At 69.4% G+C, this 23,905-nt stretch carries 20 protein-coding genes and 1 riboswitch; of the genes, 15 read left to right on the top strand and 5 right to left on the bottom strand.

Translation table 11 applies throughout. The features are described from left to right. The first annotated feature begins 21 nt into the window (after positions 1-21). From ACWPN8_RS25180 to ACWPN8_RS25140, 9 genes are all read left to right on the top strand, one after another. The gene (locus ACWPN8_RS25180) at positions 22-927 is read left to right on the top strand and encodes a LysR substrate-binding domain-containing protein (protein ID WP_492242704.1); all 906 of its coding nucleotides are present in this window, start codon (positions 22-24) and stop codon (positions 925-927) included. 223 nt (positions 928-1,150) lie between these two features. Then, positions 1,151-1,882, top strand: coding sequence for an ABC transporter permease subunit (locus tag ACWPN8_RS25175; protein ID WP_492242703.1), 732 nt, complete (start codon positions 1,151-1,153; stop codon positions 1,880-1,882). A 6-nt stretch (positions 1,883-1,888) separates the two neighbouring features. After that, complete coding sequence (locus tag ACWPN8_RS25170) at positions 1,889-2,779, top strand: ABC transporter ATP-binding protein (RefSeq protein WP_492242702.1); 891 nt, start codon at positions 1,889-1,891, stop codon at positions 2,777-2,779. Positions 2,780-2,805: 26 nt separating this feature from the next. Then, positions 2,806-3,819, top strand: a complete 1,014-nt coding sequence (locus tag ACWPN8_RS25165) for an ABC transporter substrate-binding protein (RefSeq protein ID WP_492242701.1) — start codon at positions 2,806-2,808, stop codon at positions 3,817-3,819. Between the two features lie 62 nt (positions 3,820-3,881). Continuing rightward, entirely contained in the window at positions 3,882-5,006 is a 1,125-nt protein-coding gene (locus ACWPN8_RS25160) for an LLM class flavin-dependent oxidoreductase (protein WP_492242700.1), read from the top strand. Between the two features lie 6 nt (positions 5,007-5,012). Further along, positions 5,013-5,972, top strand: coding sequence for a D-isomer specific 2-hydroxyacid dehydrogenase family protein (locus tag ACWPN8_RS25155; RefSeq protein ID WP_492242699.1), 960 nt, complete (start codon positions 5,013-5,015; stop codon positions 5,970-5,972). 26 nt (positions 5,973-5,998) lie between these two features. Then, the gene (locus ACWPN8_RS25150; RefSeq protein WP_492242698.1) at positions 5,999-6,784 is read left to right on the top strand and encodes a class II aldolase/adducin family protein; all 786 of its coding nucleotides are present in this window, start codon (positions 5,999-6,001) and stop codon (positions 6,782-6,784) included. 38 nt (positions 6,785-6,822) lie between these two features. Continuing rightward, positions 6,823-7,827, top strand: a complete 1,005-nt coding sequence (locus ACWPN8_RS25145; protein WP_492242697.1) for an ABC transporter substrate-binding protein — start codon at positions 6,823-6,825, stop codon at positions 7,825-7,827. Positions 7,828-7,857: 30 nt separating this feature from the next. Next, complete coding sequence (locus tag ACWPN8_RS25140) at positions 7,858-9,063, top strand: acyl-CoA dehydrogenase family protein (RefSeq protein ID WP_492242696.1); 1,206 nt, start codon at positions 7,858-7,860, stop codon at positions 9,061-9,063. Positions 9,064-9,074: 11 nt separating this feature from the next. Here the strand turns inward: ACWPN8_RS25140 and ACWPN8_RS25135 are convergent, their stop codons facing one another. The 3 genes from ACWPN8_RS25135 to ACWPN8_RS25125 form a co-directional block, all read right to left on the bottom strand. Continuing rightward, complete coding sequence (locus ACWPN8_RS25135) at positions 9,075-9,926, bottom strand: energy transducer TonB (protein WP_492242695.1); 852 nt, start codon at positions 9,924-9,926, stop codon at positions 9,075-9,077. A gap of 150 nt (positions 9,927-10,076) precedes the next feature. Further along, positions 10,077-12,272, bottom strand: coding sequence for a TonB-dependent receptor (locus tag ACWPN8_RS25130; protein ID WP_492242694.1), 2,196 nt, complete (start codon positions 12,270-12,272; stop codon positions 10,077-10,079). Positions 12,273-12,409: 137 nt separating this feature from the next. Beyond that, entirely contained in the window at positions 12,410-12,865 is a 456-nt protein-coding gene (locus tag ACWPN8_RS25125; protein WP_492242693.1) for a DUF2946 family protein, read from the bottom strand. 248 nt (positions 12,866-13,113) lie between these two features. Beyond that, positions 13,114-13,347, top strand: a riboswitch (cobalamin riboswitch). 123 nt (positions 13,348-13,470) lie between these two features. Between ACWPN8_RS25125 and ACWPN8_RS25120 the strand changes: the two genes are divergently transcribed. The 5 genes from ACWPN8_RS25120 (at position 13,471) to ACWPN8_RS25100 (ending at position 19,458) form a co-directional block, all read left to right on the top strand. Continuing rightward, positions 13,471-14,307 (top strand): ABC transporter ATP-binding protein, encoded by an 837-nt coding sequence (locus ACWPN8_RS25120; RefSeq protein ID WP_492242692.1) that lies wholly within the window; start codon positions 13,471-13,473, stop codon positions 14,305-14,307. Next, on the top strand, positions 14,304-15,290 hold the full coding sequence (locus ACWPN8_RS25115; RefSeq protein WP_109447236.1) for an ABC transporter substrate-binding protein: 987 nt from the start codon (positions 14,304-14,306) through the stop codon (positions 15,288-15,290). The genes ACWPN8_RS25120 and ACWPN8_RS25115 overlap by 4 nt, the downstream gene beginning before the upstream one ends. After that, entirely contained in the window at positions 15,287-16,315 is a 1,029-nt protein-coding gene (locus ACWPN8_RS25110; RefSeq protein ID WP_492242691.1) for a FecCD family ABC transporter permease, read from the top strand. Before ACWPN8_RS25115 ends, ACWPN8_RS25110 begins: the two co-directional genes overlap by 4 nt. Beyond that, positions 16,312-17,130, top strand: a complete 819-nt coding sequence (locus ACWPN8_RS25105; RefSeq protein WP_492242690.1) for a (2Fe-2S) ferredoxin domain-containing protein — start codon at positions 16,312-16,314, stop codon at positions 17,128-17,130. Before ACWPN8_RS25110 ends, ACWPN8_RS25105 begins: the two co-directional genes overlap by 4 nt. 153 nt (positions 17,131-17,283) lie before the next feature. Beyond that, positions 17,284-19,458: a TonB-dependent receptor gene (locus tag ACWPN8_RS25100; protein WP_492242689.1), complete on the top strand. Its 2,175-nt coding sequence runs from the start codon at positions 17,284-17,286 to the stop codon at positions 19,456-19,458. Between the two features lie 290 nt (positions 19,459-19,748). Here the strand turns inward: ACWPN8_RS25100 and ACWPN8_RS25095 are convergent, their stop codons facing one another. Further along, entirely contained in the window at positions 19,749-20,282 is a 534-nt protein-coding gene (locus tag ACWPN8_RS25095) for an RNA polymerase factor sigma-70 (protein ID WP_109447244.1), read from the bottom strand. 155 nt (positions 20,283-20,437) lie between these two features. Here ACWPN8_RS25095 and ACWPN8_RS25090 point away from each other — a divergent pair, with 155 nt between their 5' ends. Then, positions 20,438-22,957 (top strand): TonB-dependent siderophore receptor, encoded by a 2,520-nt coding sequence (locus tag ACWPN8_RS25090; protein ID WP_492242688.1) that lies wholly within the window; start codon positions 20,438-20,440, stop codon positions 22,955-22,957. Between the two features lie 6 nt (positions 22,958-22,963). Here the strand turns inward: ACWPN8_RS25090 and ACWPN8_RS25085 are convergent, their stop codons facing one another. Next, positions 22,964-23,872: an alpha/beta hydrolase gene (locus ACWPN8_RS25085; RefSeq protein ID WP_492242687.1), complete on the bottom strand. Its 909-nt coding sequence runs from the start codon at positions 23,870-23,872 to the stop codon at positions 22,964-22,966. Positions 23,873-23,905 lie beyond the last annotated feature (33 nt).

Raw genomic sequence — 23,905 nt, 5'->3', positions numbered from 1 at the left:
ACCGCAGGGAGGCGATGCGGGATGGCGATGCTTCCGACCAACCTCGACATGGATGTGCTGCGGGCGCTGGTGATCGCCATGGAGCATGGCGGTTTCGCCCGCGCCGCCGAACGGCTGGGGCGGACCCAGTCGGCGATCAGCCTGCAGATGAAGAAGCTGGAGGAGCAGGTCGGCCAGCCGCTGTTCCGCAAGGCCGGCCGCACGGTGGCGCTGACCGATGCGGGCGACCTGCTGCTCGGCTATGCCCGCCGCATCGTCGCCCTGAATGACGAGGCGCTATCGGCCGCCCGCGGCCGGGCGATGGAGGGCACCGTGCGGGTCGGCTTTCCCCAGGATTTGGCGGAACGCTGGCTGCCATCCGTGCTCGGCTCCTTCCACCGCGCCCATCCCCGCATCCATGTCGAGGCCCAGGTCGGCCGCGGGCGCGAACTGCGCGAGCGGGTGGCGCAAGGGGCGCTCGATCTCGCCCTGGCCTTCGGTGAGATCGGCGGCGATTCCGCAAGGACGACGACCGGAGCGGCCACTCTGGCCCATCTGCCGGTGGCCTGGGTCGCACCGGACGGATTCCGCGCCGACCGGGAAAGCACCCTGCCGCTGGCCCTGCTCGACGCGCCCTGCATGTTCCGCCAGCACGGCATCGAGCGGCTGGACGGTGGCGGGCGCCCGTGGCGCATCACCTTCACCAGCCCCAGCTTGTCCGGCCTGTGGGCGGCGGTGGAAGCCGGGCTGGGCGTCACGATCCGCACACCGCTGGGCCTGCCCGAAACGCTGGCGCCCCTCGAGCCGCATCATGACCTGCCGGAACTGGGCTCGGTCCCGCTGGAACTGCATCGCGCGCCGTCCGCCGCCAACCCGGCGGTCGACCGTCTGCACGGGATTCTGGCGGACTCGCTGGCCGCGGTCCTGCGTGACGCGGGCGCACATTAACAACACAAAATTCACGTTACTTAAGTTTTTCTCAACATTGCAGTTTGTGTTTTTTGTTTTTCCTATTCACGCAATAGGAATAGGCTTTCTCCCGTAGCCACCGCAATGACCGGCATCGGGAGGGAACATGACGGCAGCCACCGCAACCCAACGAACGGGATCCCGATCCCGGAGATGGACGCTTCCGGCGGGGGCTCTTCCGGCGGGTCTGCGCCGCTGTGCGGTGCCGCTGGCCCTGCTGGTCCTCTGGCAGGCCAGCGTCGGGTTGGGCTGGATTTCCACCCGCACCATCCCCTCGCCCAGCCAGATCCTGACGGCCTTCTGGGACTTGACGGTCAGCGGCGAGTTGGCGGTGCATCTGCTGGTCTCGCTCGGCCGGGTCAGCGCCGGGCTCGCGATCGGCGTGTCGGTCGGCACCGTCTGCGCCTTGATCGCCGGCCTGTCACGGCGGGGGGAGGATGCGCTGGATGCGCTGCTGCAAATGCTGCGCACCCTGCCCCATCTGGCGCTGGTTCCGCTGTTCATCCTGTGGTTCGGCATCGGCGAGACGCCGAAGATCGCGCTCGTCGCACTCGGCACCGCTTTTCCGATCTACCTGAACCTGTCCGCCGGCATCCGCACCGTCGACGCCAAGGTGGTGGAGGCGGTCTCCACCCTGGGCCTGACAAGGGGGGAGATGATCGCCCAGGTCATCCTGCCGGGGGCCCTGCCCGCCTTCCTGACCGGCCTGCGCTACGCGCTCGGCGTGGCGTGGCTCAGCCTCGTGGTGGGCGAACAGATCAACGCCTCCAGCGGCATCGGTTATCTGGCGATGACGGCGCGGGAGTTCCTGCGCACCGACGTGATCATCGTCGCCCTGATCGTCTACGCCATCCTCGGCCTGCTCGCCGACCTGATCGTCCGCGTCATCGAACGCAGGGCACTGGTCTGGCGCCCGGCCTTCATCAAGGAGTGACCCTCCATGAGCCACGCCCTTTCCCGAATCCCCGCCTCCCAGTCCACCATCGGCAAGCCTGTCGTCAGCGTCCGCGGCCTCGTCCGCAACTTCGGCAACGGCAATGTGCTGGACGGCCTGTCGCTCGACCTTCAGCCCGGCTCCTTCACCGCGCTGCTCGGCCGATCCGGCTGCGGCAAGTCGACGCTGCTGCGCACCCTGGCCAAGCTGGACCCGGCGCCGGAGGGCACGGTGCAACTGCCGGACGAGCGCGCCGTGGTGTTCCAGGAGCCGCGGCTTGTGCCCTGGATGCGGGTGCTGCGCAACGTCACGCTGGGCCTGCGCCGTCCGGATGCCGAAGCCCGCGGCCTCGCGGCCCTGGCGGAGGTCGGGCTGTCCCACCGCGCCAATGCCTGGCCGCTGACCCTGTCGGGCGGCGAGGCGCAGCGGGCGGCGCTGGCCCGCGCCCTGGTCCGTGAACCGCGCCTGCTGCTGCTGGACGAGCCTTTCGCGGCGCTGGACGCGCTGACCCGGATGCGCATGCAGGGTCTGGTGGAGACGCTGTGGCGCGCCCATTCCCCCGCCGTCTTGCTGGTGACCCACGACGTGGACGAGGCGCTGTTGCTGGCAGACCGCGCCGTGGTGATGGCGGACGGCAAGATCGCCGCCGACATCCCGATCCCGCTCGCCCGTCCGCGGCGCCATGGCGACCCCGGCTTCATCGCGCTGCGCTCTCGCCTGCTGGCCGAGTTGGGCGTCGACGAGGAGCATCTGGCCGCACGGGAACCGCAGCGCACCGACGCCACGGCAACCGACACCAGGACAAGCGGCACCCAGGCAACCGGCGCCCAGACAGCCGGTGCAAGGCCCGGCGGCTACGGCCTGCCCGCCGGTGCCGCCGCCGCACCCAGCCTCTGACCCTCTACGCCGACGGACCCGACGCCATGACGACCGATCTTGTCCGCCTCCCCGCCTCCCCGTTCAGCCGCCGCACTCTGCTGCGCGGAGCCTGCGGCGCCCTGGCGCTGGGCACCCTGCCCGGCCTTGCACAGGGTGCCTCCGGCCCAGCCTCCGAAACCGTGTTGCACATCGCCGACTACAAGGCGCTGGACGGGCTGGCGCTGGAGGCGTCCGGCAATGCCGGGTCCAGCTTCCGGTCGCAGTTCGCCGAGTTCGCATCGGGCAACCTGATCGTCGAGGCGATCAACGCCGGCTCCATCGACGTCGGCTCCAGCAGCGAGATCCCGCCCGCCTTCGGCATCGCCGCCGGCGCCCGCCTGTCCATCGTCGCGGTGGTCAAGGACGACGTCAACTGGCAGGTGGTGCTGGTGCCGCCCGGCAGCCCGATCAAATCGGTCGCCGACCTGAAGGGCAAGCGCGTCGGCTATGTCCGCGCAACCACCACGCAATACTATCTCGCCAAGATGCTTGGCGAAGCCGGGCTGCGCTTTACCGACATCCAGCCGATCAGCCTGACCCCGTCGGAGGGACAGGCCGCCTTCGAGCAGGGCGCGCTCGATGCCTGGGCGATCTACGGCTATTCGGTGCCCTTCGCCATCAAGAAGGGCGCGCGGGTCCTCGTCACTTCCAACGGCTACCTGTCGGGCAACTACCTGTATCTCGCCTCGCCCGACGCGCTGGCCGATCCTGGCAAGTCGGCCGCCATCGGCGATTACTTCCTGCGGCTGCGCCGCGCCTTCGCCTGGCGCGCCGCCAATCTGGAGCGCTGGGCACAGGTCCATTCCACCGCCATCGGCGTGCCGGTCGAAACCGACCTGGAAATCCTGCGCAAGAATTCACGCCAGCGCGATCTGGCGCCGATCACCGATGCCGACATCGCCTCGGCCCAGAACGTCGCCGACACCTTCCACCAGCTCGGCGTCCTGCCGAAGCGCATCGACATTGCCCCGGCCTTCGACCGCCGCTTCACCGACATCCTGTCGCGTCCGCTCAGCTGAGCCCTATCGGCCAGTTGGCGCCACCCCAATCCCTCGCCAGCCATAAAAAGGGAACCACCGCCATGACCGCCTCCCACAGTGCCTCCGCCCATCCGCTCCGCTTCGTCGGCTTCGTCGGCAACCACAATGCATCGGAGATCATCCCGCGCCAGGGCCCGGTGGTGGACCGCGACTATATCGAGACGGTCGCCAAGGCGCATGAGCTGGGCGGCTTCGATTCCGTACTCCAGGCCTTCCATGCCGATGCGCCGGACAGCCTTCAGGTCAGCCAGCACATCAGCAGCGTCACCGACCGGCTGGGCGTGCTGATTGCCCACCGCCCCGGCTTCCAGGCGCCGACCATCCTCGCCCGCCAGTTCGCCACGCTGGACCAGCTGAGCCGCGGCCGCGTCGCCATCAACGTCATCACCGGCGCCGAGCGCAGCGAGCTTGCCCGCGACGGCAACCTTGTGGACGACAAGGACGACCGCTATGCCCGCACCTCCGAGTTCCTCGACATCGTCCGCGCCGAATGGACCAGCGACAAGCCCTTCGACTATCAGGGCCGCTTTTATCAGGTCGAGAAGGCCTTCTCGCAGGTGAAGCCCTACAACCCGTCGGGCATCCCGGTGTGGATCGCCGGCGCCTCCGCCGCGGCGGTCGAGGTGGCGGGACGCCATGCCGACACCTATGCGGTGTGGGGGGAGACCCACGATCAGGTGCGCGAACTTCTGGCCCGCGTGCGTGCCGCCGTCGCCAAGGCGGGCCGTCCGCAGCCGGCCTTCAGCCTGTCGCTGCGCCCGATCCTGGCCGAGACCGAGGACGCCGCCTGGGCCAAGGCCGAGGCCATCTACGAAAAGGCCAAGGCGCTGCTGGAGAAGACCGGCTTCACCCGCGGCGACCTGCCGAACAACGAGGGCGCCCGCCGCCTGCTCGCCATCGCCGACAAGGGGCATCGCCACGACAAGCGCCTGTGGACCGCCATCGCCGCCCTGACCGGGGCGAAGGGCAACTCCACGTCGCTGGTCGGCACGCCGGATCAGGTCGCCGACGCCCTGCTCGACTATTACGACCTCGGCGTCACCACCTTCCTGATCCGCGGCTTCGACCCGCTGCCAGACGCCATCGCCTATGGCCGCGACCTGCTGCCGCGCGTCCGCCAGCTGGTGGCCGAGCGCCAGCGCGCCCAGGCCGTCGCTGCGGAGTGAGGCATCGTGCCAGCGCGGTCTCCGGTCATCCTCAACCAGCTTGGCCCCGTTGTGGGGGAGCGCATCGCCGCCCACCCCTCGCGCCCCACGGTGCTGACGCATGAGGCCGGCCACGCACCGTGGCAGGTCCCAACCGGGGTCGAGGTTTTGCTGACCCGTCCGCTGATCGGGTGGGAGGAGGCGCCCGCCGCCCCTCCCACCGGCTGGGGCAAGGGCTTGCGCTGGATCCAGTCGGCGTCCACCGGCATGGATTTCTACCCGCATTGGCTGCTCGGTGGCGCCCCGGTCGTCACCTGCGCCCGCGGCGTGTCGGCGGCGGCCATCGCCGATTACGCGATGACGGCGATCCTGACCGTTGAGAAGCGGTGGGAGGCCATCCGCCTTGCCGGACCGGAGGACTGGCGGCGTGAGACGCTGGGCAGCATCTCCGGCAAGCGGCTGGGGTTGGCCGGCTTCGGCGCCATTGGCCGGGCGGTGACCGAGCGGGCGCTCGCTTTCGGGATGGCCGTCGGGGCGGTGCGCCGCTCCGGCTGGGCCGAGCCGGAACCGGGCGTCGAACCGTTCGACCGGCTGGAGGAGTTGGCGGCGGTCAGCGACCATCTGGTGCTCGCACTGCCGCTGACTGCCGCCACCCGCGGGCTGGTGAGTGCCGGCCTGCTGGCGCAGGCCAAGCCGGGGCTGCATCTGGTCAACGTCGCCCGCGGCGCGCTGGTCGATCAGGACGCCCTGCTCGCCGCCATCGAGAGCGGCCGGGTCGCCCACGCCACGCTCGACGTCACCGACCCCGAACCGCTGCCCGCCGGTCACCCCTTCTACCGCCATCCGGCGATCCGGCTGACGCCGCACGTCTCGTGGTCCGCCCCGGATTTCGAGCGGCGGCTGGCCGACCGCATCCTCGCCAACCTCGACGCCTACGCGCGCGGCGAACCGCTGCGCGACGTGGTGGACGCCGGCACCGGCTACTGACCCTTTCCAGACGGAGCCCCCGCCCGATGACCCATATCCAGCCGAGACCGCGCAAATTCTGGCCGCCGGTCGATCCGGTCAGTTACACCAGCGTCGAGGAGGAGCGGCAGCACCGCAAGCAGCGGCTCGCCGCCACCTTCCGCCTGTTCGGCCGCTACGGCTTCGACCAGGGACTGGCCGGCCATGTCACCGCCCGCGATCCGGAGCATCCCGACCGCTTCTGGATCAACCCGCTGGGCCAGCATTTCCGCACCATCCGGGTGTCGGACCTGCATCTGGTCGACGGCGACGGCACCATCCTGCACGGCGACCGCGCCATCAACCAGGCCGGCTTCACCATCCATTCCGCCATCCACCGGGCGCGTCCCGACGTGGTGGCCGCCGCCCACACCCATTCGACCTACGGCAAGGCATGGTCGGCGCTGGGCCAGCCGCTCGCCCCGCTGAGCCAGGATGCGGCGGCCTTCTATGAGGATCAGGTGATCTTCGACCCCTATTCCGGCGTCGTCCTGACCGAGGGTGAGGGCAAGCGGCTGGTGGAGGCGCTGGGCGACCGGAAGCTGGCGATCCTGAAGAACCACGGCCTGCTCACCGTGGGCCCGACGGTGGAAGCCGCCGCATGGTGGTTCATCAGCGCCGACAACGCCGCCCACACCCAGCTGCTGGCCGAGGCCGCCGGCCGGCCCCAGCCCATTGACCATGAGACGGCCCTGCTGACCCGCTCCCAGGTCGGCACCCACCAGGGCGGCGCCTACAACTTCCACCCGCTGTGGGAGTGGATCGTCGCGGCCGAACCCGACCTGCTCGACTGAACCGTTCCCGTCCCACCTTTCGCGAAAGCACAAGACCAATGACCGCGAATCCGGCACCTCCCCTTTCCCGTCCCCTGTCCCGCCGCGGCCTGATCACCGCCGGCGCCATCACCCTCGCCGCCCCCTTCGTGCTGCGCCGTCGGGCGGCGGCGGCGGAACCGCTGCGCCTGTCGTGGAACGCCGGGGCCGTCTGCTTCTCCGCCGTGCCGCTGGCCTTCCAGCTCGACCTGTTCAAGAAGCACGGGCTGGAGGTCGAGCTGGTCAACTTCACCGGCTCCACCGACCAGCTGCTGGAGGCCATCGCCACCGGCAAGGCCGATGCCGGCGTCGGCATGGCGTTGCGCTGGCTGAAGCCGCTGGAGCAGGGCTTCGACGTGAAGATCTCCGCCGGCCTGCATGGCGGCTGCATGCGGCTGTTCGGGGCCAAGGCAGCCGGGGTGAAGACGGTGCTCGACCTGCCGGGCAAGGTCATCGGCGTCAGCGACATGGCCAGCCCGTCGAAGAACTTCTTCTCGGTCGTGCTGACCAAGTTCGGCCTCGACCCCAACAAGGACGTCGAATGGCGCCAGTTCCCCGCTGACCTGCTCGGGCTGGCGGTGGAGAAGGGGGAAATCCACGCCATTGCCGACGGCGACCCGCTGGTGTGGAGCCAGACCAAGAACCCGCAGATGGTGGAAATCACCAACAACGTCTGCGGCGAGTTCGCCACCCGCACCTGCTGCCTCGTCGGCGTGCGCGGCAGCCTGCTGCGAGACAACCGCCCGGCGGCCAAGGCGCTGACCACAGCGCTGATCGAGGCGCAGCACGCGGCTTACGCCGACCTGCGCGCCGCCGCCGCAGCCTATGCCCCCTTCGCCCCCAAATTCCCGGTGGAGGAGCTGGAGGCGATGCTGCGCAGCCACGCCCACAACGTCACCCCCATCGGCGACGAGCTGCGCCAGCAGCTGGCGCTCTACACCGACGAGCTGAAGAGCGTGTCGGTCATCAAGCGTTCGACCGACAGCCAGCGCTTCGCCGGGCGCATCACGGTCGACCTCGCCTGAACCGGCTCCACTGTAGCGGGATTGCCTGCCATGCCCTTTGACGACCTGCCCTTTCCGGCCTCTCCGTTCGCCGGGACCGTCCCCGCCCCGGCGGTCGACCCCTCGCTGATCGCCACCCTGTCGGCGGAGTTCGCGACGCGAGCCGCGGAACATGACGCCACCGCCAGCTTCCCCTTCGAGAATTTCGAGCGGCTGGCAACATTCGGGCTTCCGGCGCTGGTCACCCCGGAAGCGGCGGGCGGCAAGGGCGGCGGGCTGCGCGATGCGCTTGCTGTGGTCAACGGGATCGCCGCCGGCGAACCGTCCACCGCGCTGGTCCTGGTGCTGCAATACGTTATCCACAACCAGCTCTGGCGCGGGTCCGCTTGGCCGGAGGCGCTGCGTGAGCGCATCGCCCGCACCGCCGCGACCGACGGCGCGCTGATCAACATCCTGCGGGTGGAGCCGGAACTGGGCACGCCGCACCGCGGCGGGCTGCCGGCGACAGTGGCGCGCAAGGTGCCGGGCGGCTGGTGCATCTCCGGCACCAAGATCTACTCCACCGGCATTCCGGCGCTGTCCTGGCTCGGTGTCTGGGCCCGCACCGACGATGTGGAACCGCTGGTCGGCACCTGGGTGGTCCCGCGCGGCACCGGCCTCGCCGAACAGGGGATCGAGGTGCGGGAAAGCTGGAACCACATCGGCATGCGGGCCAGCGGCAGCCACGAGGTGGTGTTCCACGACGTCTTCGTTCCCGACGACCATGCCGGCGAGCTGCGCCCGCCCGCCGGCTGGGCCGCCCCCGACGCGGTCGCCACCGCCTGGATGGCCGCCCTGTTCAGCGGTGTCTATGACGGCATCGCCCGCTCCGCCCGCGATTGGCTGGTCAGCTTCCTGCACGCCCGCAAGCCGACGGGGCTGAACGGTGCGTCGCTCGCCACCGTCCCCCGCCTGCAAGAGGCTCTGGGCGGGATCGAGTCACTTCTGCTGACCAACCGCATCCTCCTGCGCTCCCTGTCGGCGGCGGTGGACAGCGGCACGCCGCCCTCGCAGAGCGACGCCCTGCTGGTGAAATACACGGTGACCAACAACGCCATCGACGCGGTGGCGAAGGCGCTGGAAGTCACCGGCAATCCCGGCCTGTCACGCGACAACCCGCTGGAGCGCCATCACCGCGATGTCCTGTGCGCCCGTGTCCATGCCCCGCAGAACGACATGATCCTGACCGGCGCCGGACGGGCCGCTTTGTCACGGTGAGCGGCAAGCGCTCATTGCAGCGCGTAGCGAACGGGAAGCGTGATGTCGATCCGGTTGCGGCCCAATCCGGCAGGGATGGCGGGAAGCGGCGACGCACGCTGGATCATCTCCTCCGCAGCCCGGTCGAGGCTGCCATGCCCCGATCCCTGGACAATCGCCCAGCCCGTGATGGTGCCGTCGGCGACGATGGTGAAGCGGACCAGCACGGTGCCTTCCTCCCGCTTCAGGCGCGCGGCCTGCGGATAGATCTTGTGACGGGCCAGCCTGGCCTGGATCGTGCCGAAGTAATCGGCCGCCTGCCTGTCGGAATTGGCAGGCGGGTCCGAGGGTGGTGCCGAATCCGCCGCCGGAGCGGCTGGTTGGGTTGCCGGTGCGGATGACGCCTGCGCCGCCGGCTGAGCGGCGCGCCCGGCTCTGTCCGTCGGGGGGAGTGCGGCCGGCAGGGCCCTGGTGGGAGACGGGGTCCGCTGCGGGAGGCCGGGCGATGGCCGGCGTGCCGGAATTGGCGGCCGGACGGGCGGCGGGGTTTCCTGCTTGAGCGGCTCCGCCGGGACCAGCGCGGGTTGCTCCGCGACCGGTGTGTCGGCGATTGGTGTGTCGGCGAGCGGTGGCATCGGGGCATCGGGAGGCGGCTCCGATTCCCGTTGCTGCGGCGGCTCGGACGCAGGGTCCGGAACCGGCTCCGGACGGACACCCTCCTCCGCGGCCTTGATGCTTTCCGCAACGGGCTCCGACGGCGGCACCGGTTCTGCCGCAGCCGCGACGAAGGAAAGCTCCACCGCAATCACCGCCGGCAGGGGAGCCGGCGGTGATTGCAGACCGACCGCAAGGGCGATCACCCCCGCGTGCAAGGCGAGCGACAACGGCAGGCTCCACCGCGCCGCCCAGCTCCGGGCGGCCGATGGAACAGGGGCCGTTTCCGCAGCGAGACGGGGCAAGGCTGCAATCGTCCGGTGCTTGGGCATGGAGCGGACCTTCGGCAGGGTAAGGCGCGGTGCGACGGACGGTCCGCCTTAGAACTTCACCGTCATGCCGGCGATGAAGGACCGCCCCGCTCCCGGCAGCGCGCCGATCGTGCCCCGGCTTCCCCCTGCCCGGAAATCGGCATAGTCGACACCGCCCAGCGGCAGGGAATATTGACGGTCGAACAAATTTTCGACGCCGGCATCGACCCGGACATTGCCCCACTCGTATCCCGTCCGCAGATTGACCAGCGCATAGCTGGGCGTCTTCGGCTCGTTGCGCGCCGCTTCCACCCGGTCCTTGCGGGCGGTCGCCTGCACCTCGACGGCGCTGCTCCAGCCGCCCAGCCGGTGTTCCATCGTCAGCAGGGCGTTCAGCGGCATGATGTGATAGAGCGCATCGCCGGTGTCGAGGTTGCGGCCATGCACCCAGCCGACCACGCCGGACAGGCGGAAGGAGCCGATCTTGTCGTCCTCGTACAGCCCGGCCGCCGCCGACAGGTTGGCGCCGACCAGGATGGCGTCATGGTTGGCGAAGCGCAGCTTGACGAAGCCGTTGCTCAGCGTGCCGATCCGCTCGACGTCGATGAAATCCTGCACATAGGTGTAATAGGGGGTCAGCTTGACCTCCCAGGATTTGCGGGCGGCATCGTGCAGCGACAGGGTGGTGCTGACGGTGTTGGCGACCTCCGGCTTGAGGTCGGGGTTGCCGACATAGCCGTTGGCGTCGCCGAACCAGCCGTTCATGCTGCTCGACATCGCGCCGGTGCCCCAGGCATAGCGCTCGTAGAGATTGGGCGAGCGGGTCTTGCGGGCATAGCCGGCTTCGATCGCGCTGGTGTCGGAGGGAGTGTAGCGGACCAGGGCCGTCGCGTCGAAATTGACGTCGGTGCGGCCATGGCCGCGGGCGTTGAAGGCGCGGGCGTCGGCCGCATCGGGGTTGGCCATCGCCATCATGCCCATGCCCATGCCCATGCTGTTCTGCCAGGAATAGGGCTGCACGGCACCGGTGTCCATCCACACCACGTCGTTGCGCACGCCGAGCAGCGTCGTCCAGGCCGGCGACCAGCTTGCCTCCCATTCGGCGAAGGTGCCGAGGCGGTTGCGGGAGCCGTCCTTGACGTTCCAGTAGGTCAGCGGACTCATCATGCTGCTGCCGGCCACCGGGTCCCACCAGTCGTCGAGATGGGTGTGGCGCAGCTCGTTGCCGACGCGCAGGGTGTCGCGCGCCGACAGCGGCAGCGTCGCCTTGACCGAATAGCCGGCGTCGGTGGTCAGCGTGTCCATCGGCATGCCGCCGCCGGCGCTGCCGCCCTTGTCCTCAAGGAAATTCATGGTGTGCCGCGTCCGCCGCCAGTTGGCGCGGGCGTCGAGATTTCCCCAGTCGAAGGCGCCTTCGTACCGGCCGTTCAGGAAGACGGTGCGGTTGTCGGTCAGATCCATGCGCTGGGTGGGAAAGCCCTGGTAGGGCATGGTCTGGATGCCGCCCTGCAGCGTGACCTGATGCCCGTCGCGACGCGCCCCGAACGTCACCGCATTGTCCTGCACGTTGTAGAGGGTCGAGCGGACGGTCTGGCCGTCGCCGGCCTTGTAGTTGCCGGCCCGGCTCCAGGATCCGCTGTAGCCCAGGCTGAGGCTGTCGGTGGCGACGGACGCCTCGGCAGCCCCCGTCACGCCACGGCCGTTCGACCGGTAGGAGGCCGACAGCTTGCCCTCGGTGTGCACCGCCTCCCCCGCCGGAGCGAAGACCGGAGGCGCGCTTTCGGCGGCGATGGTGCCGGCGATGCTGTCGCCGCCGGCGCTGACCGGCGTGATCCCGGCCAGAACCTCGATCTTGGACAGGCGCGTCGGCGTGATTGTGGACAGCGCCGGGTTCATCTGGTTGGGGCAGGCGGGCGCGACGGGCGCGCCGTCGACCAGCACATTGACGCGATCGGCACCCAGCCCGTTCAACGCCGGCAGGCTCGACACGCCGCCATTGCCGTAGAGGCTGACGCCGGGCAGGCCGCGCAGCAGGGCCGCGACGTCTCCGGTGGTGGGCCGGCGGGCCGCCAGCCCATCCCCGCCCAGGGCGGTGCCGGCGGCCAGGGCATCGTCCGGGCCTGCGATCACGGAAATCGCCGGAAGCGATTGGGCAAGCGGTGAAACGGTCTGGGCGGACAGAGCGGTGGGAAACAGTGCGGTGAGGGCAGCACCGGACAGCAGGGCGGCGCGCAGGGCGCCGGCCGCGGCGAAACGCAACATCATGGAACATCTCGATCTGAGGCCAGCCGAACACGGCCCCGCGCCATCGGTGCGAAGGGTGTGCAAGGCTGCGAACAGGAAAGGTCGGCAAGGGCGGGTCGCCGCGCGGATATCCCGCGCGGCGACCCGCGATTCCGGCCTCAGACCGGTGGCGCGCGGGCCTGGAGGGTGGAGAGGAACCAGCCGGCGGCGATCACGTCGCCGGGCAAGGCTTCGGGGCTGTGGCGCCCGACCGACGAGCGCGTCATCCGCAGATCCGGCGGCGGCAGCGCCAATCCACCGATCAGCGGACAGAGCGGGCAGGAGCCGCCCGACATCAGCAGATTGCCTCGGAGCAGATCGCCTTGGCCCGAATCGTTCTGCGCCGAATCGCTCTCGTCGCCTGCCGGATCGCCTGCCATTCCGTGGTCGTCCATAACCACGGTCTTGAACCCATCCGGCGTGCAGATGACGATCCGGCTGCTCTCGGCCGCATTGGCGGATGCGATGACGGCGGGCATCCAGGCCCAGGCGACGACCTGCAACAGCAGCGCAATCGCACCGGCCGCAAGGCCGGCCCGTCGCGTGGGTCGCAGTCTGTCCTGGGTCGCGCTCATGCCGATCCGTGCATCGATCCATCTTGCCCATCGCACGTGCAACCGCACGCATTGGGTGCGGCACATTAGCCGAAGCGCCGCAGTCGGGATCAGCGGCATTTTCCCGCAGGCCCAAAATTCGCCGGCGAACTTCTCCTTGCAGGCCGCATGAGGGCACGTTATGTTATGTTATAACATAACGTTCTGTATATGGACTCTCCGATGCTTTTGTTCGTTCGCAAAGCTTGACCGGGGGCGCCGCGTCGCTCATGAATGGTCCCGGTTCTGGTTCTTCCGGCGGTTCGCCACCGGAAGCTAAGAGGGAACCCGGTGAGCTGCCAACCCTGCGAAGGGGAATGCGGTGAGGCCGGGGCTGCCCCCGCAACTGTGAGCGGCGAGCCGTACCGTCATTTCAAGCCACTGGCGCCCATCGGCGCTGGGAAGGCCGGACGGAACGGCGATGACCCGCAAGCCAGGAGACCTGCCAGCACCACAACGAAACGTCCTCGGGCGGGGTGTCCCGGTGGAACGCTTGCCATGCGTGTGCCCGGATTCCGCTCCGGTCGCGTCGCATGCTCCGCAAGACGTCCGCCACGCCTCCCCGTCCGCAAAGACAGGAAGCACGCATGGCGTCAGCGTCCCTCCCCACAGAGGCATCGGTCCCTCCCCCCACCATCGCGGTGGAGCGGCTGGGGTGCCGGCTGGCCGGCCGCATGGTCCTGTCGGACATCGGTTTCTCGGTTTCCGACGGTGAAATCCTCGGCATTCTCGGGCCGAATGGCTCGGGCAAGACCACGCTGCTGCGCTGCCTCGCCGGCCTGCAAACCCCGTCCGCCGGCCGGGTTCTCATCGACGGCGACGATCCGCGCGCCCTGCGGCCGGTCGAGCTGGCCCGCCAGCTGGCGCTCCAGGCGCAGGATTCGACCGCAGCACTCGGCTTCACCGTGCGCGACGTGGTCGGCATGGGGCGCCTGGCCCACCGCCGTTCCCCCTTCGCCGCAGCCGGGGCGGAGGACCGCACCATCGTCGCCGACGCCCTGGACCGGCTGGAACTGTCCGGGCTCTCCGGGCGGGCAGTCGAACAGCTGTCGGGCGGCGAACGCCAGCGGGTGATGATCGCCCGCGCCCTGGCCCAGCGTCCGCGCATCCTGCTGCTCGACGAGCCGACCAACCATTTGGACATCCACCACCGCTTCGCCGTGCTCGACCTCGTGCGCGCGCTCGGCATCACCGTCGTGGCGACGCTGCACGACATCGAGCTGGCGGCCCGCTGGTGCGACCGCATCCTGCTGCTGGCCGACGGCCGGCTCCAGGCCGATGCCGCGCCGGAGGACGCACTGACCCCCGCCCGGCTGACCGCCGTCTACCGCGTCGCTGCGGCGGTTGACCGCCGCCCCGATGACGGCCGGCTGCGCATCGACCTGTCGCCCCTGATGTCGCCTCTTACGGAGCCAGCACGATGAGACGCTTTCTCCGCGGCGCTCCGCCTCTCGCCACGGTCTTCGCCTTGGCCCTCGCCCTGCAAGCCGGTGGCGCCTGCGCCCAAACCTATCCGGTCGAGGTCGCCAACTGTTTCGAGACCGCCCGCTTCGCCGCGGCCCCCAAGCGGCCGATGGTCCACGACACCAACATGACGCAGACCATGCTGGATCTCGGCCTCGCCGACCGCCTGGTCGCCGTTTCCGGCATCGAGGGGGTGGAGCACCGGCTGGTCGCCCCGCCGGGCGTGGTCGCGGCGCTGCCCCGGCTGCCCGACCGCGCGCCGACGCTGGAGGCGGTGCTGTCTGTCAATCCGGACTTCCTGTTCGCCGGCTGGAGCTATGGCTTCAATCAGGCGCGCGGCCTCACCCCCGCCCGGCTGGCGGAAATGGGCGTGGCGACCTACACGCTGCGGGAAAGCTGCATCCGCATCGGCCCGCGCGAGCCGATCAGCATGGACACGCTCTACGCCGACCTGCTGGCGCTGGGCGCCATCTTCGGCGTGACGGAGCGTGCCGAGGCCATGGTCGCCGATTTCCGCCGCCGCGTCGCCGCCATCACGGAGCGTGTCGGTGGCGTCGCCAACCGGCCGCGCGTGATGTACTGCGACCAGTGCCACACAGACGCGCCCCCCTTGTCGGTCGGGCGCGAAGGGATGACCAGCCTGCTGATGGCTCTGGCCGGCGGGCGCAACATCTTCGACGACATCCCTGACAGCTATGTCCGGGTGAGCTGGGAGGAGATGGTGTGGCGCGATCCGCAATGGATCATCGTCAGCGCGCACCGGATCCCGGCCGAGGACGCCATCCGCCATCTGACCTCGGCACCGCAGCTGGCCGACGTCGAGGCCGTGCGCAAGCGGCAGTTCATCGTGCTGACCTATGCCGAGCAGACGCCCTCCACCCGCAATGTCGAGGCGCTGGAGCGGATGGCGCGGACCCTGCACCCGGAGCGCTTCACGCCATGAACCGCTCCCGCCTGCTGGGCCTGTCGCTGATCCTGGCCGCCGCGCTGGCCCTGTCTGCGGTGGCTGCCGTCGGGTTCGGCGCCGCACGCGTCCCCATCCCCAAGGTCTGGGCGGTGGTCGTGCACGAGCTGTGGCCGGCGCTGGCCCCGCCCGCCGACGTCAGCCGGGCCGAGCGCAACATCGTCTGGGAATTGCGGCTGCCGCGCGTGCTGCTTAGCGCGCTGGCCGGTGCCGGACTGGCGGCGGTTGGGGCCGTGCTTCAGGTGCTGACGCGCAACCCGCTGGCCGACCCCTATCTGTTCGGCGTGTCGGCTGGCGCCTCGGTGGGGGCGGTGACCGTTCTGCTCTATGCCGGCGCGGTCGCCGGAATGCTGGGTTTGCCGGCCGCCGCCTTCCTCGGTGCGCTCGCGGCGATGCTGGCCGTCTTCGCCGCGGCACGCGGGCGCGACGGCGTGGTGACCAGCGAAAGGCTGGTGCTGACCGGCGTCGCAGTCGCCTTCATCCTGCACGCCGTCACCAATGTCCTGATCGTCATGGCGACGGATCGCGGCGCCGACGCCGCGCTGTTCTGGATGATGGGCGGCTTCGGCACCGCGCGCTGGAGCGTCCTGCCCGTTCCGGCGGTACTGGTCGTCGGCGGGCTGCTGTGGCTGTGGCTGCGGGCGGAGACCGTCAACACGCTGGCGTTGGGCGACGATGCCGCCCGCTCGCTCGGCACCGATCCGGGGCGCCTGCGGCTGGAGCTTTTCCTCGTCACCGCCCTGATGACCGGAGCGCTGGTGTCGGCCTGCGGCGGCATCGGCTTCGTCGGGCTGGTGGTGCCCCACATCGCGCGGATGCTCGTCGGGGGCCATTTGCGGGCGCTGCTGCCGGTGGCGGCACTGGGCGGGGCGCTGCTCCTGCTGTGGGTGGACGTCGCTGCCCGGTCCCTGTTCGCCCCGCGCGAGATCCCGGTCGGCATCGTCACGGCGCTGGTCGGCGGCACATTCTTCCTGTGGCTGATGCGGCGGAGAAGCCCGGTATGACGCAGACCCAGGCAAACCCGCCGTCCAGGCGCGCCATCGTCCTCTACGGACGCGCCTCCTTCGACCATGGGCAGGCCCTGAAGGCACTCGCGACGGCACTGGCCGGCCGGCACACCGCGCGCGGCGAAGCCGTTACTGTGGCGACCGCTTACGCCGACCTGTCCGGCCCGGCATTGCCCGGCGTGCTCGCGGATCTGGAGCGGGAGGGCGTGGCCGAGGCCTTGGTCATTCCCGCCATGGTGCCGGCCGATCCCAGCCTGTCGGCGTGGCTGCCGGGCGCGCTCAGCCATTGGGCGGCGGCGGCCGGAACGGCGATGGCCGTCCGGCTGGCACCGCCGGTGGAAAGCGCGCTCGACCTGCCCGCCGCCATCGACCGCATCGCCCTCACCTGCATCGCCGGAGGGCCGTCGGACAGCCTTGCGAAGGACGTTCGCGAGACCGAGCCCAGCCTTGGCAAGCCCGGCTGGTCGGCAATCCCCGAACATGGCCGTCAGGTCTTCGTCTGTGTCGGTGCCCGCTGCCTGCATCGCGGTGCCGAGCCGCTGTACCAGCATCTGCGCACGGTGATGAAAGGGCACCGCGCCCTGAACGCCGGTCCACGCCGGGTGATGTGCGCGCGGACGAGCTGCCTTTACCCCTGCAACCGCGGACCGCTGCTGGTCGTCCAGCCCGACGCCGTCTGGTACGGCGACCTGACGCCCGCGAAGATCGACCGCATCGTCACCGGCCTCCTGCTGTCCGACACACCTGAAACCGCCGACATCCTCCACAGCAACCGCCCGGTGGGGCAGGCGGAGGACGCCCCCATGGGGTGATCCTGCCTCCCTGAATGCCGGCCGTCCGGCTTTTCAACTCGACCGAACGGCGCCGGCGCCGTCCACCCAGCACCCCGCACACCTGTCAGCCGCGAAGCACCGACTTCGCGGAATGCCCTTTCTCGTCCTTTTTCATCCTGGGGGATTTTGTCCATGCTTCCTGCCCATCCTGCCCGCATCGTTTCCGGCCGGCACAACCGCCACCGCTCCGGTTCCCTGGCGACACTGCTCCTGGTCGCCGCCTCCTTCGGCCCCGCGGCGGCCGGAGCGGCCGAATCCGAACCGCCGGTGACGCTGGACCCGGTCACCGTCACCGGCCGGGCGGCGGACGACGCCGCCGGGCTGGCGCTCGACCGGCCGAACACCGGCGGCAGCCGCCTCGGCCTGACCCCGCTGGAAACTCCGGCCAGCGTCGAGGTGATCGACGGCCGGACCATCCGCGATCGCGGCCAGACCAGCGTGACGGAGGCCGTCACCCAGAACGCCACCGGCTTCACCACGCTGGCGGCTCCCGGCAACGGCGGATCGTCGCTGGCGACGCGCGGCTTCGCCGGCCACGGCTCGGTGATGCAGCTTTATGACGGGACGCGGCTCTATGTCGGGTCGGGCACCGTCACCTTTCCGTTCGACGCATGGTCGGCCGAACGCATCGAGGTGTTGCGCGGCCCGGCCTCCGTCCTCTATGGCGAGGGTGCCATCGGCGGCGTGGTCAATGTGGTGCCCAAGCGCCCGACCACCGATGTCCGCAACGAGGCGACCGTCGCCATCGGCACCGACGGCACCCGGCGCGCCGCCTTCGGCAGCGGCGGTCCGCTGAGGGAAAAGCTGTCCTACCGGCTCGACGCCAGCGGCAACCGCTCCAACGGCTGGGTCGATCGCGGCGACACGAAGACTCTCGCATTGTCCGGCGCGGTGAAGCTCCAGGCGACACCGGATCTGGCCCTCACCCTGTCCAACGACTATGGCGACCAGCAGCCGCAGGAGTATTTCGGAACGCCGCTGATCGCGGGCAGCCTCGACCGCGCGCTGCGGCACCGCAACTTCAACGTGGCCGACAGTGACATCCGCTATCGCGACAACTGGACCCAGCTCAAGGCCGAATGGGCGGTGTCCGACGCGCTGACATTGCGCAACACCGCCTACCACCTGACCAGCCACCGCCACTGGAAGGACGTGGAGAGCTACGCCTGGACCGCGGCCACCCGGCGCATCCAGCGCAGCAGCTACATCGAGATCTACCACGACCAGCGGCAGGTCGGTGACCGCTTCGATGCGACCTGGCGCAACAAAGTCTTCGGCATGAAGAACGAGATGGTCGGCGGTTTCGACCTGAACCGGATCGAGTTCAAGCACACCAACAACTCGCCCTATGGCGGGTCCAGCACGGTCGATCCGTTCGACCCGGCGCCCGGCCTGTTCCTCAACACCGCCGGCACCTCTCCGCGCAGCCGGTCGCGCACCCGCCAATATTCCCTGTTCGCCGAGGACCGGCTGGCGGTGACGCCGCAGCTGTCGCTGGTCGGCGGCATCCGCTACGACGCCCCCACCGTCGAGCGCTGGGATCTGGCGGCGGGAACCGCCTACACCAAGGACTTCCGCGCCACCAGCTGGAGGACCGGCGCGGTGTACGAGGTCGTTCCCGGTCTGGCCCTCTACGGCCAGTACGCCACCGCCGTCGACCCGGTCGGCAATCTGATCTCGCTGTCGCCGACGCAGAAGGACTTCGATCTGTCCACCGGGCGGCAGATCGAGATCGGCGTCAAGCAATCCTTCCTCGAAGGGCGTGGCGAGTGGACGCTGGCCGCCTACCGCATCGTCAAGGACAAGCTGCTGACCACCGACCCCAACCAGCCGGCGGTGACCGTGCAGGTCGGACAGCAGTCCTCGCGCGGGCTGGAAGCGTCCCTGTCGCTCGGCCTGTGGGAAGGCGTGCGGGTCGACATGAACGGCGCGCTGCTGCGGGCCAAATATGACGACTTCACCCAGACGGTGTCGGGCCGCGCCGTGTCCTATGCCGGCAACGTGCCGACCGGCGTGCCGGAGCGCACCGCCAATGTCTGGGCGAACTGGTCCTTCCTGCCGGGCTGGGAGGTGCGGGCCGGCGTGCAGTATGTCGGCAAGACCTACGCCGACGCCGCCAACACCAGCGTCCGGCCCTCCTACACGGTGGTCAATGCCGGGCTGGATTACCGGCCGACCGACAACACCAAGCTCAGCCTGCGCGCCTTCAACCTGTTCGACGAGGTCTATGCCGTGGCCGGAGGAAACACCAGCTGGGTGCTCGGCCGTCCGCGCTCGGCGGAACTGGCCCTCTCGATGACCTTCTGACCTCTCGGCATTCCGCCCGGGCCTCCCCTGCCCGTCACGCCCTGCGGTGCAGACCGCGGGGCACGCCGGGGCCCGCACACGCGCATGCCGGCCGGCCGGCGAATACCGGGGCGATCAGCCCAAGCGCGTTTAAGGTTTCGAGCGTTTAATCTGACGCATATGTTGTGTGCCGGAGGTGGTTCCTGCACTCCTCGGATGTGTGGAGGTCGCAGATGGAGCCGACGGCTTTCCGCAATTCGTCGATGCTGCGGGCATGCGGTGATGGATACGGCGCGGCACCGGGCCGCCGTTCAGGACAATGGGTCAATTCGCTTCATCGTCTTGCGGCAATGGATCAGCGCGTCGCGAATCATGAAGTTGACCAGCGTCGGCGATACACCGAGGGTGGCCGCGATGTCCTTCTGGCTATGGCCGTGGATCCGGTGCATCTCGAAGGCATAGCGGGTCCGCTCCGGCAGATCGGCCAGAGCGGATTCGAGCGTCTGCAGAAGTTGACGGTTCACGTTTACGCTTTCCGGCGACGCCGCCTCCGGCGTGCTTACCGCCTGCCCTTCCTCCTCCGCTACGAGCAAGCGTGACTCCATGCCCTTCCGGCGGTAATGATCGATTGCCAGGTTGCGGACGACCATCATCAGGTAACCCGCCTTGGCCCGGATGGAACTGGTCGATTCCGCACCCAGAAGCTTCAGAAAGGCGTCCTGGACAACATCCTCGGCATGGTGGCGACAACCGGTGATCCGCTCGGCTACTCCGATCAACGAGCGCCGGTGCGTGGTGAAGACGTCGCACAGGGTCTGGCTTTCGACGGATCCGACCTGTCGCATGGAAAGTTCCTTGTGCAGAGTGAAGCCACGGTTGGGGTTGCAATCCCTCTGGCTTGACAAGCTGCCGCAGGCTAATGCAACTGACAATCATTTGCAAACAAGGAAACGGCAGAATTTCTCCGTGCTGTTTCCAGCGTGCGTTGTAGGGGCTTTGGATGACCGATCGTCTCGCGGGGCTCCGCCCAACCACCCGAATCCGGGGTGCCGGCCACCACCCTCCCACGCTCGGCTGGCTGGCGGCCTGCAGGGTCGGGGCCGGCTGGACGGCGCTCTGGACGGCCTCGCTGGGCTTGCCCACCCCTGCCCTTTCGACCTCCATCGACCCGGCTCCCGCTCCGTCCGACATTGGACAGCCGGCAGTTCAGGAGATGCTGCTGGAGATCCCTGCCCTGCCCCTTCGGGAGGCGCTGACCAGATTGGGCCGCCAGACCGGCTTGCAGATTCTCTACAGCCCCGACCTTCTCGCCGAACGCCGCTCGCGTGCGCTGTCGGGGAAGATGAATCCGGCGGACGCCCTTTCCATCCTGCTGAGCGGAACCGACCTCGCCTTCGAGATGCGGGACGGGATGGTGACGATCGGCCGGCTTCAGGAGAACCCCGGATTTCTTCCGGTCCTGACCGTGGAAGGCCGCCCGTCGTCCGCAGGACAGGCAGCGCGGCTCCCCAGCCACAGCGGCAGCGCCGGCAAAACCGCAATGCCCATCGAGGAATCGCCGCAAGCAATTTCCATCGTCACGCGGGAGGATCTGGACCGGCGCGACGTCCAGGACATCAATGCCGCCCTCTCCTACAGCGCCGGGGTTCGCCCCATCGACTACCCCGGTGGCCAGGGTGCCATCGACGTCTTCGTTCGCGGTTTCCGCCAGAGTTCGGAATCCGTCATGATCGACGGGCTGCGCAGCGGCTACAACCCCTATGGGCTGGAGTACGAGCCTTTCGGCGTGGAACGGGTGGAGGTGCTGAAAGGCCCTGCTTCCACGCTCTATGGGGCCATGCCGCCCGGCGGAGCCATCGCCCTGATCAGCAAGCGCCCGACCGGCGGCACGCTCCATCGGCTCCAGCTGCAGGGCGGAAGCCATGACCGGAGGCAGGTCACGGCCGACCTCAGCGACCGGATCGACGCCGAGGGGACGCTTCGCTATCGCCTGACCATGCTGTCACGACGAAGCGGCACGCAGATCGAACGCACCCCGGACGACCGCCTCTATGTCGCGCCCGCCCTGTCCTGGTCCGCTGGCGAAAAAACCGACATCACGCTGCTCGCGAGCTGGCTCGATTTCCGAAAGATGGGGGCGGAGCAGAGCTTTCCGGCAGCGGGGACGGTGCTGGACAATCCATACGGCCGCCTGGGCTCGAGCCTGTTCCTCGGCTATCCTGGGCTGAGTTCCTACCGTTCGCGAAGCCTGTCGGCCGGCTACGACATCCGGCATGCCCTGACCGGGGACTGGACGCTGAATCAGACCCTGCGCTACAGCCGCAGCCGCGTCGGCTATCTGTCGAGCTGGGCGTCGTCGGGCCTGCTGGAAGCGGACCGCTACTACCGCTTCGGGCTGCAGGACCGGCCCAAGACCAGTTCGACGTTGCTGACGGATACCAGCCTGCAGGGCAACGCTGCCACCGGCCCGCTGCGCCACAGCCTGCTGGCGGGCATCGATCATGGCCGCTACCGGGCGCACGAGACGCGGCGGAACGGCACGGTGGCCGATGCGCTCGACGTGTTCGAGCCGGTCTATGGCGGCTCCTATGGCTGGGACGCGACGCTTGCCCGCGACCTGACCGACCGCATCCGCCAGACCGGCCTCTATGCCCAGGACGAAATCGCTGCCGGCAATTGGCGGCTGACGCTCGGTGGCCGGCTGGACTGGAGCCGTACCGGGACTGTCGGCAGGCTGTCCGATGGTCCTCTGGTGGAGACAACGCAGTTCGACCGGGCCTTCACCAAACGCGTCGGGCTGGCCTACCGCTTCGAAAGCGGCCTGACGCCCTATGCCGGCTACTCGACCTCCTTCCAGCCGAACAGCGACAGCGACGTGCAGGGCCACCCCTTCTCGCCGAGCCGGGGAACACAGTTGGAAGCCGGGCTGCGCTACCGGCCAGAGAGCTTCGACGGTCTCTTCACCCTGTCCCTGTTCCGTGCAGTTCAGCGCAACCTCACTGCCGCCGATCCGGACAATCCCGGCTACTCCATCCAAACCGGAGAGGTGCGGTCGCGCGGCGTGGAACTGGAGGCGAAGGCGGCTCTCGATGCCACGACCGACCTGACGGCGGCCTACAGCTACACCGACGCGCGGGTCACCCGCGACACGCCCTACCCTGGCGGAACCGACAGGACGGGGAAGCGGGTGGCCTCGGTGCCGCGTCATGCCGCCGCGATCTGGCTGCGGCGGCATATCGACGAGGGAGCGGCCGGCGGTCTGACCGCCGGTATCGGGATGCGCTATGTCGGCGCGACCTACAATGCCGCGAACAGCATGCGCGTCCCCTCCTACATGCTGGTCGATGTCAGCCTCGGCTACGATCTGGGACGGCTCCGCCCGGCACTCGAGGGCGCCGGTCTCACCGTGACCGCGACCAACCTTTTCGATCGACGCTATTTCTCGCCGGGATTCTACGAGAACTCCGTCTTCTACGGCAACCGCCGTGCGGTTCTGGCCACCCTGTCCTACAGCTGGTGACGACCGTCAGCCAGTCTCGGCCAAATGCCGGCGCATCGCATCGGCGATCAGATCCTGCGCCTCTTCCGCCTCATCCACCAGGGCCCCCATCCGCAGGAAATCGTGAGTCATCCCGGCATAGATCCGCGCATCGACGGGAGCGCCGGCCGCCGCCAGCTTGTGCCCGTAGGCGATCCCTTCGTCGACCAGCGGATCGCATTCGGCCAGCACGAGCAGAGCCGGCGCCAGCGAGGTCGCGACAGCGGGTGAAGGCTCCGCCAACAGCGGCGAGAAGCGGCCGTCCCGCCGGTCGGCCTCCTCACCGGCATAATGACGATAGAACCACTCCAAGGTCGCCCGCTCCAGCAGATGCCCTTCCCCATACCGGCGTAACGAAGCGGTGTCGGCCGTGGCGTCGGTCACCGGATAGATCAGCACCTGCAGACGCGGGCGCGGCAGGCCTGGATCTGCGGCGGCCCTCAGGCTGATCGCCGCGGCGAGACTGCCGCCGACGCTGTCGCCCCCCACCGCCAGACGACCGCCGTCGAGCCCCAGTCCCGCACCAGCCCTGCCGAGCCAGTCCAGCGCGTCCAGCGCATCGTCGAAAGCCGTGGGAAAGCGATGCTCCGGAGCCAGCCGATAGCCCACCGACAGGACCGCAATCCCGCTCTTCGACGCAATCGCCCGGCACAGCCCGTCATGGGAGTCGAGGCTGCCGACGACATAGCCCCCGCCGTGGAAGAAGAGCAGAACCGGAGCCGGGCTCGCCGTCCGGTCGGCGGAATAGAGACGGGCCGGCAGCACGGCACCGTCGCGGGTCGGGATGGACAGCTCCTCCACCCGCTCCACCGGCTCGCCGCCGGGGTCCATCATGCGGGAGGTGTGCTCGAAGGCGAGCCGGGCCTCCGCCGGCGACAGGGCGTGCATCGGTTTCATCCTGCCGTCCTCGCGTCCACCCGCTGCGAGCGC

Source organism: Azospirillum sp. UENF 112521 (assembly GCF_058780665.1).
The sequence above is the reverse complement of the archived record's forward strand: the minus strand, read 5'-3'. Positions and strand labels throughout refer to the sequence as shown.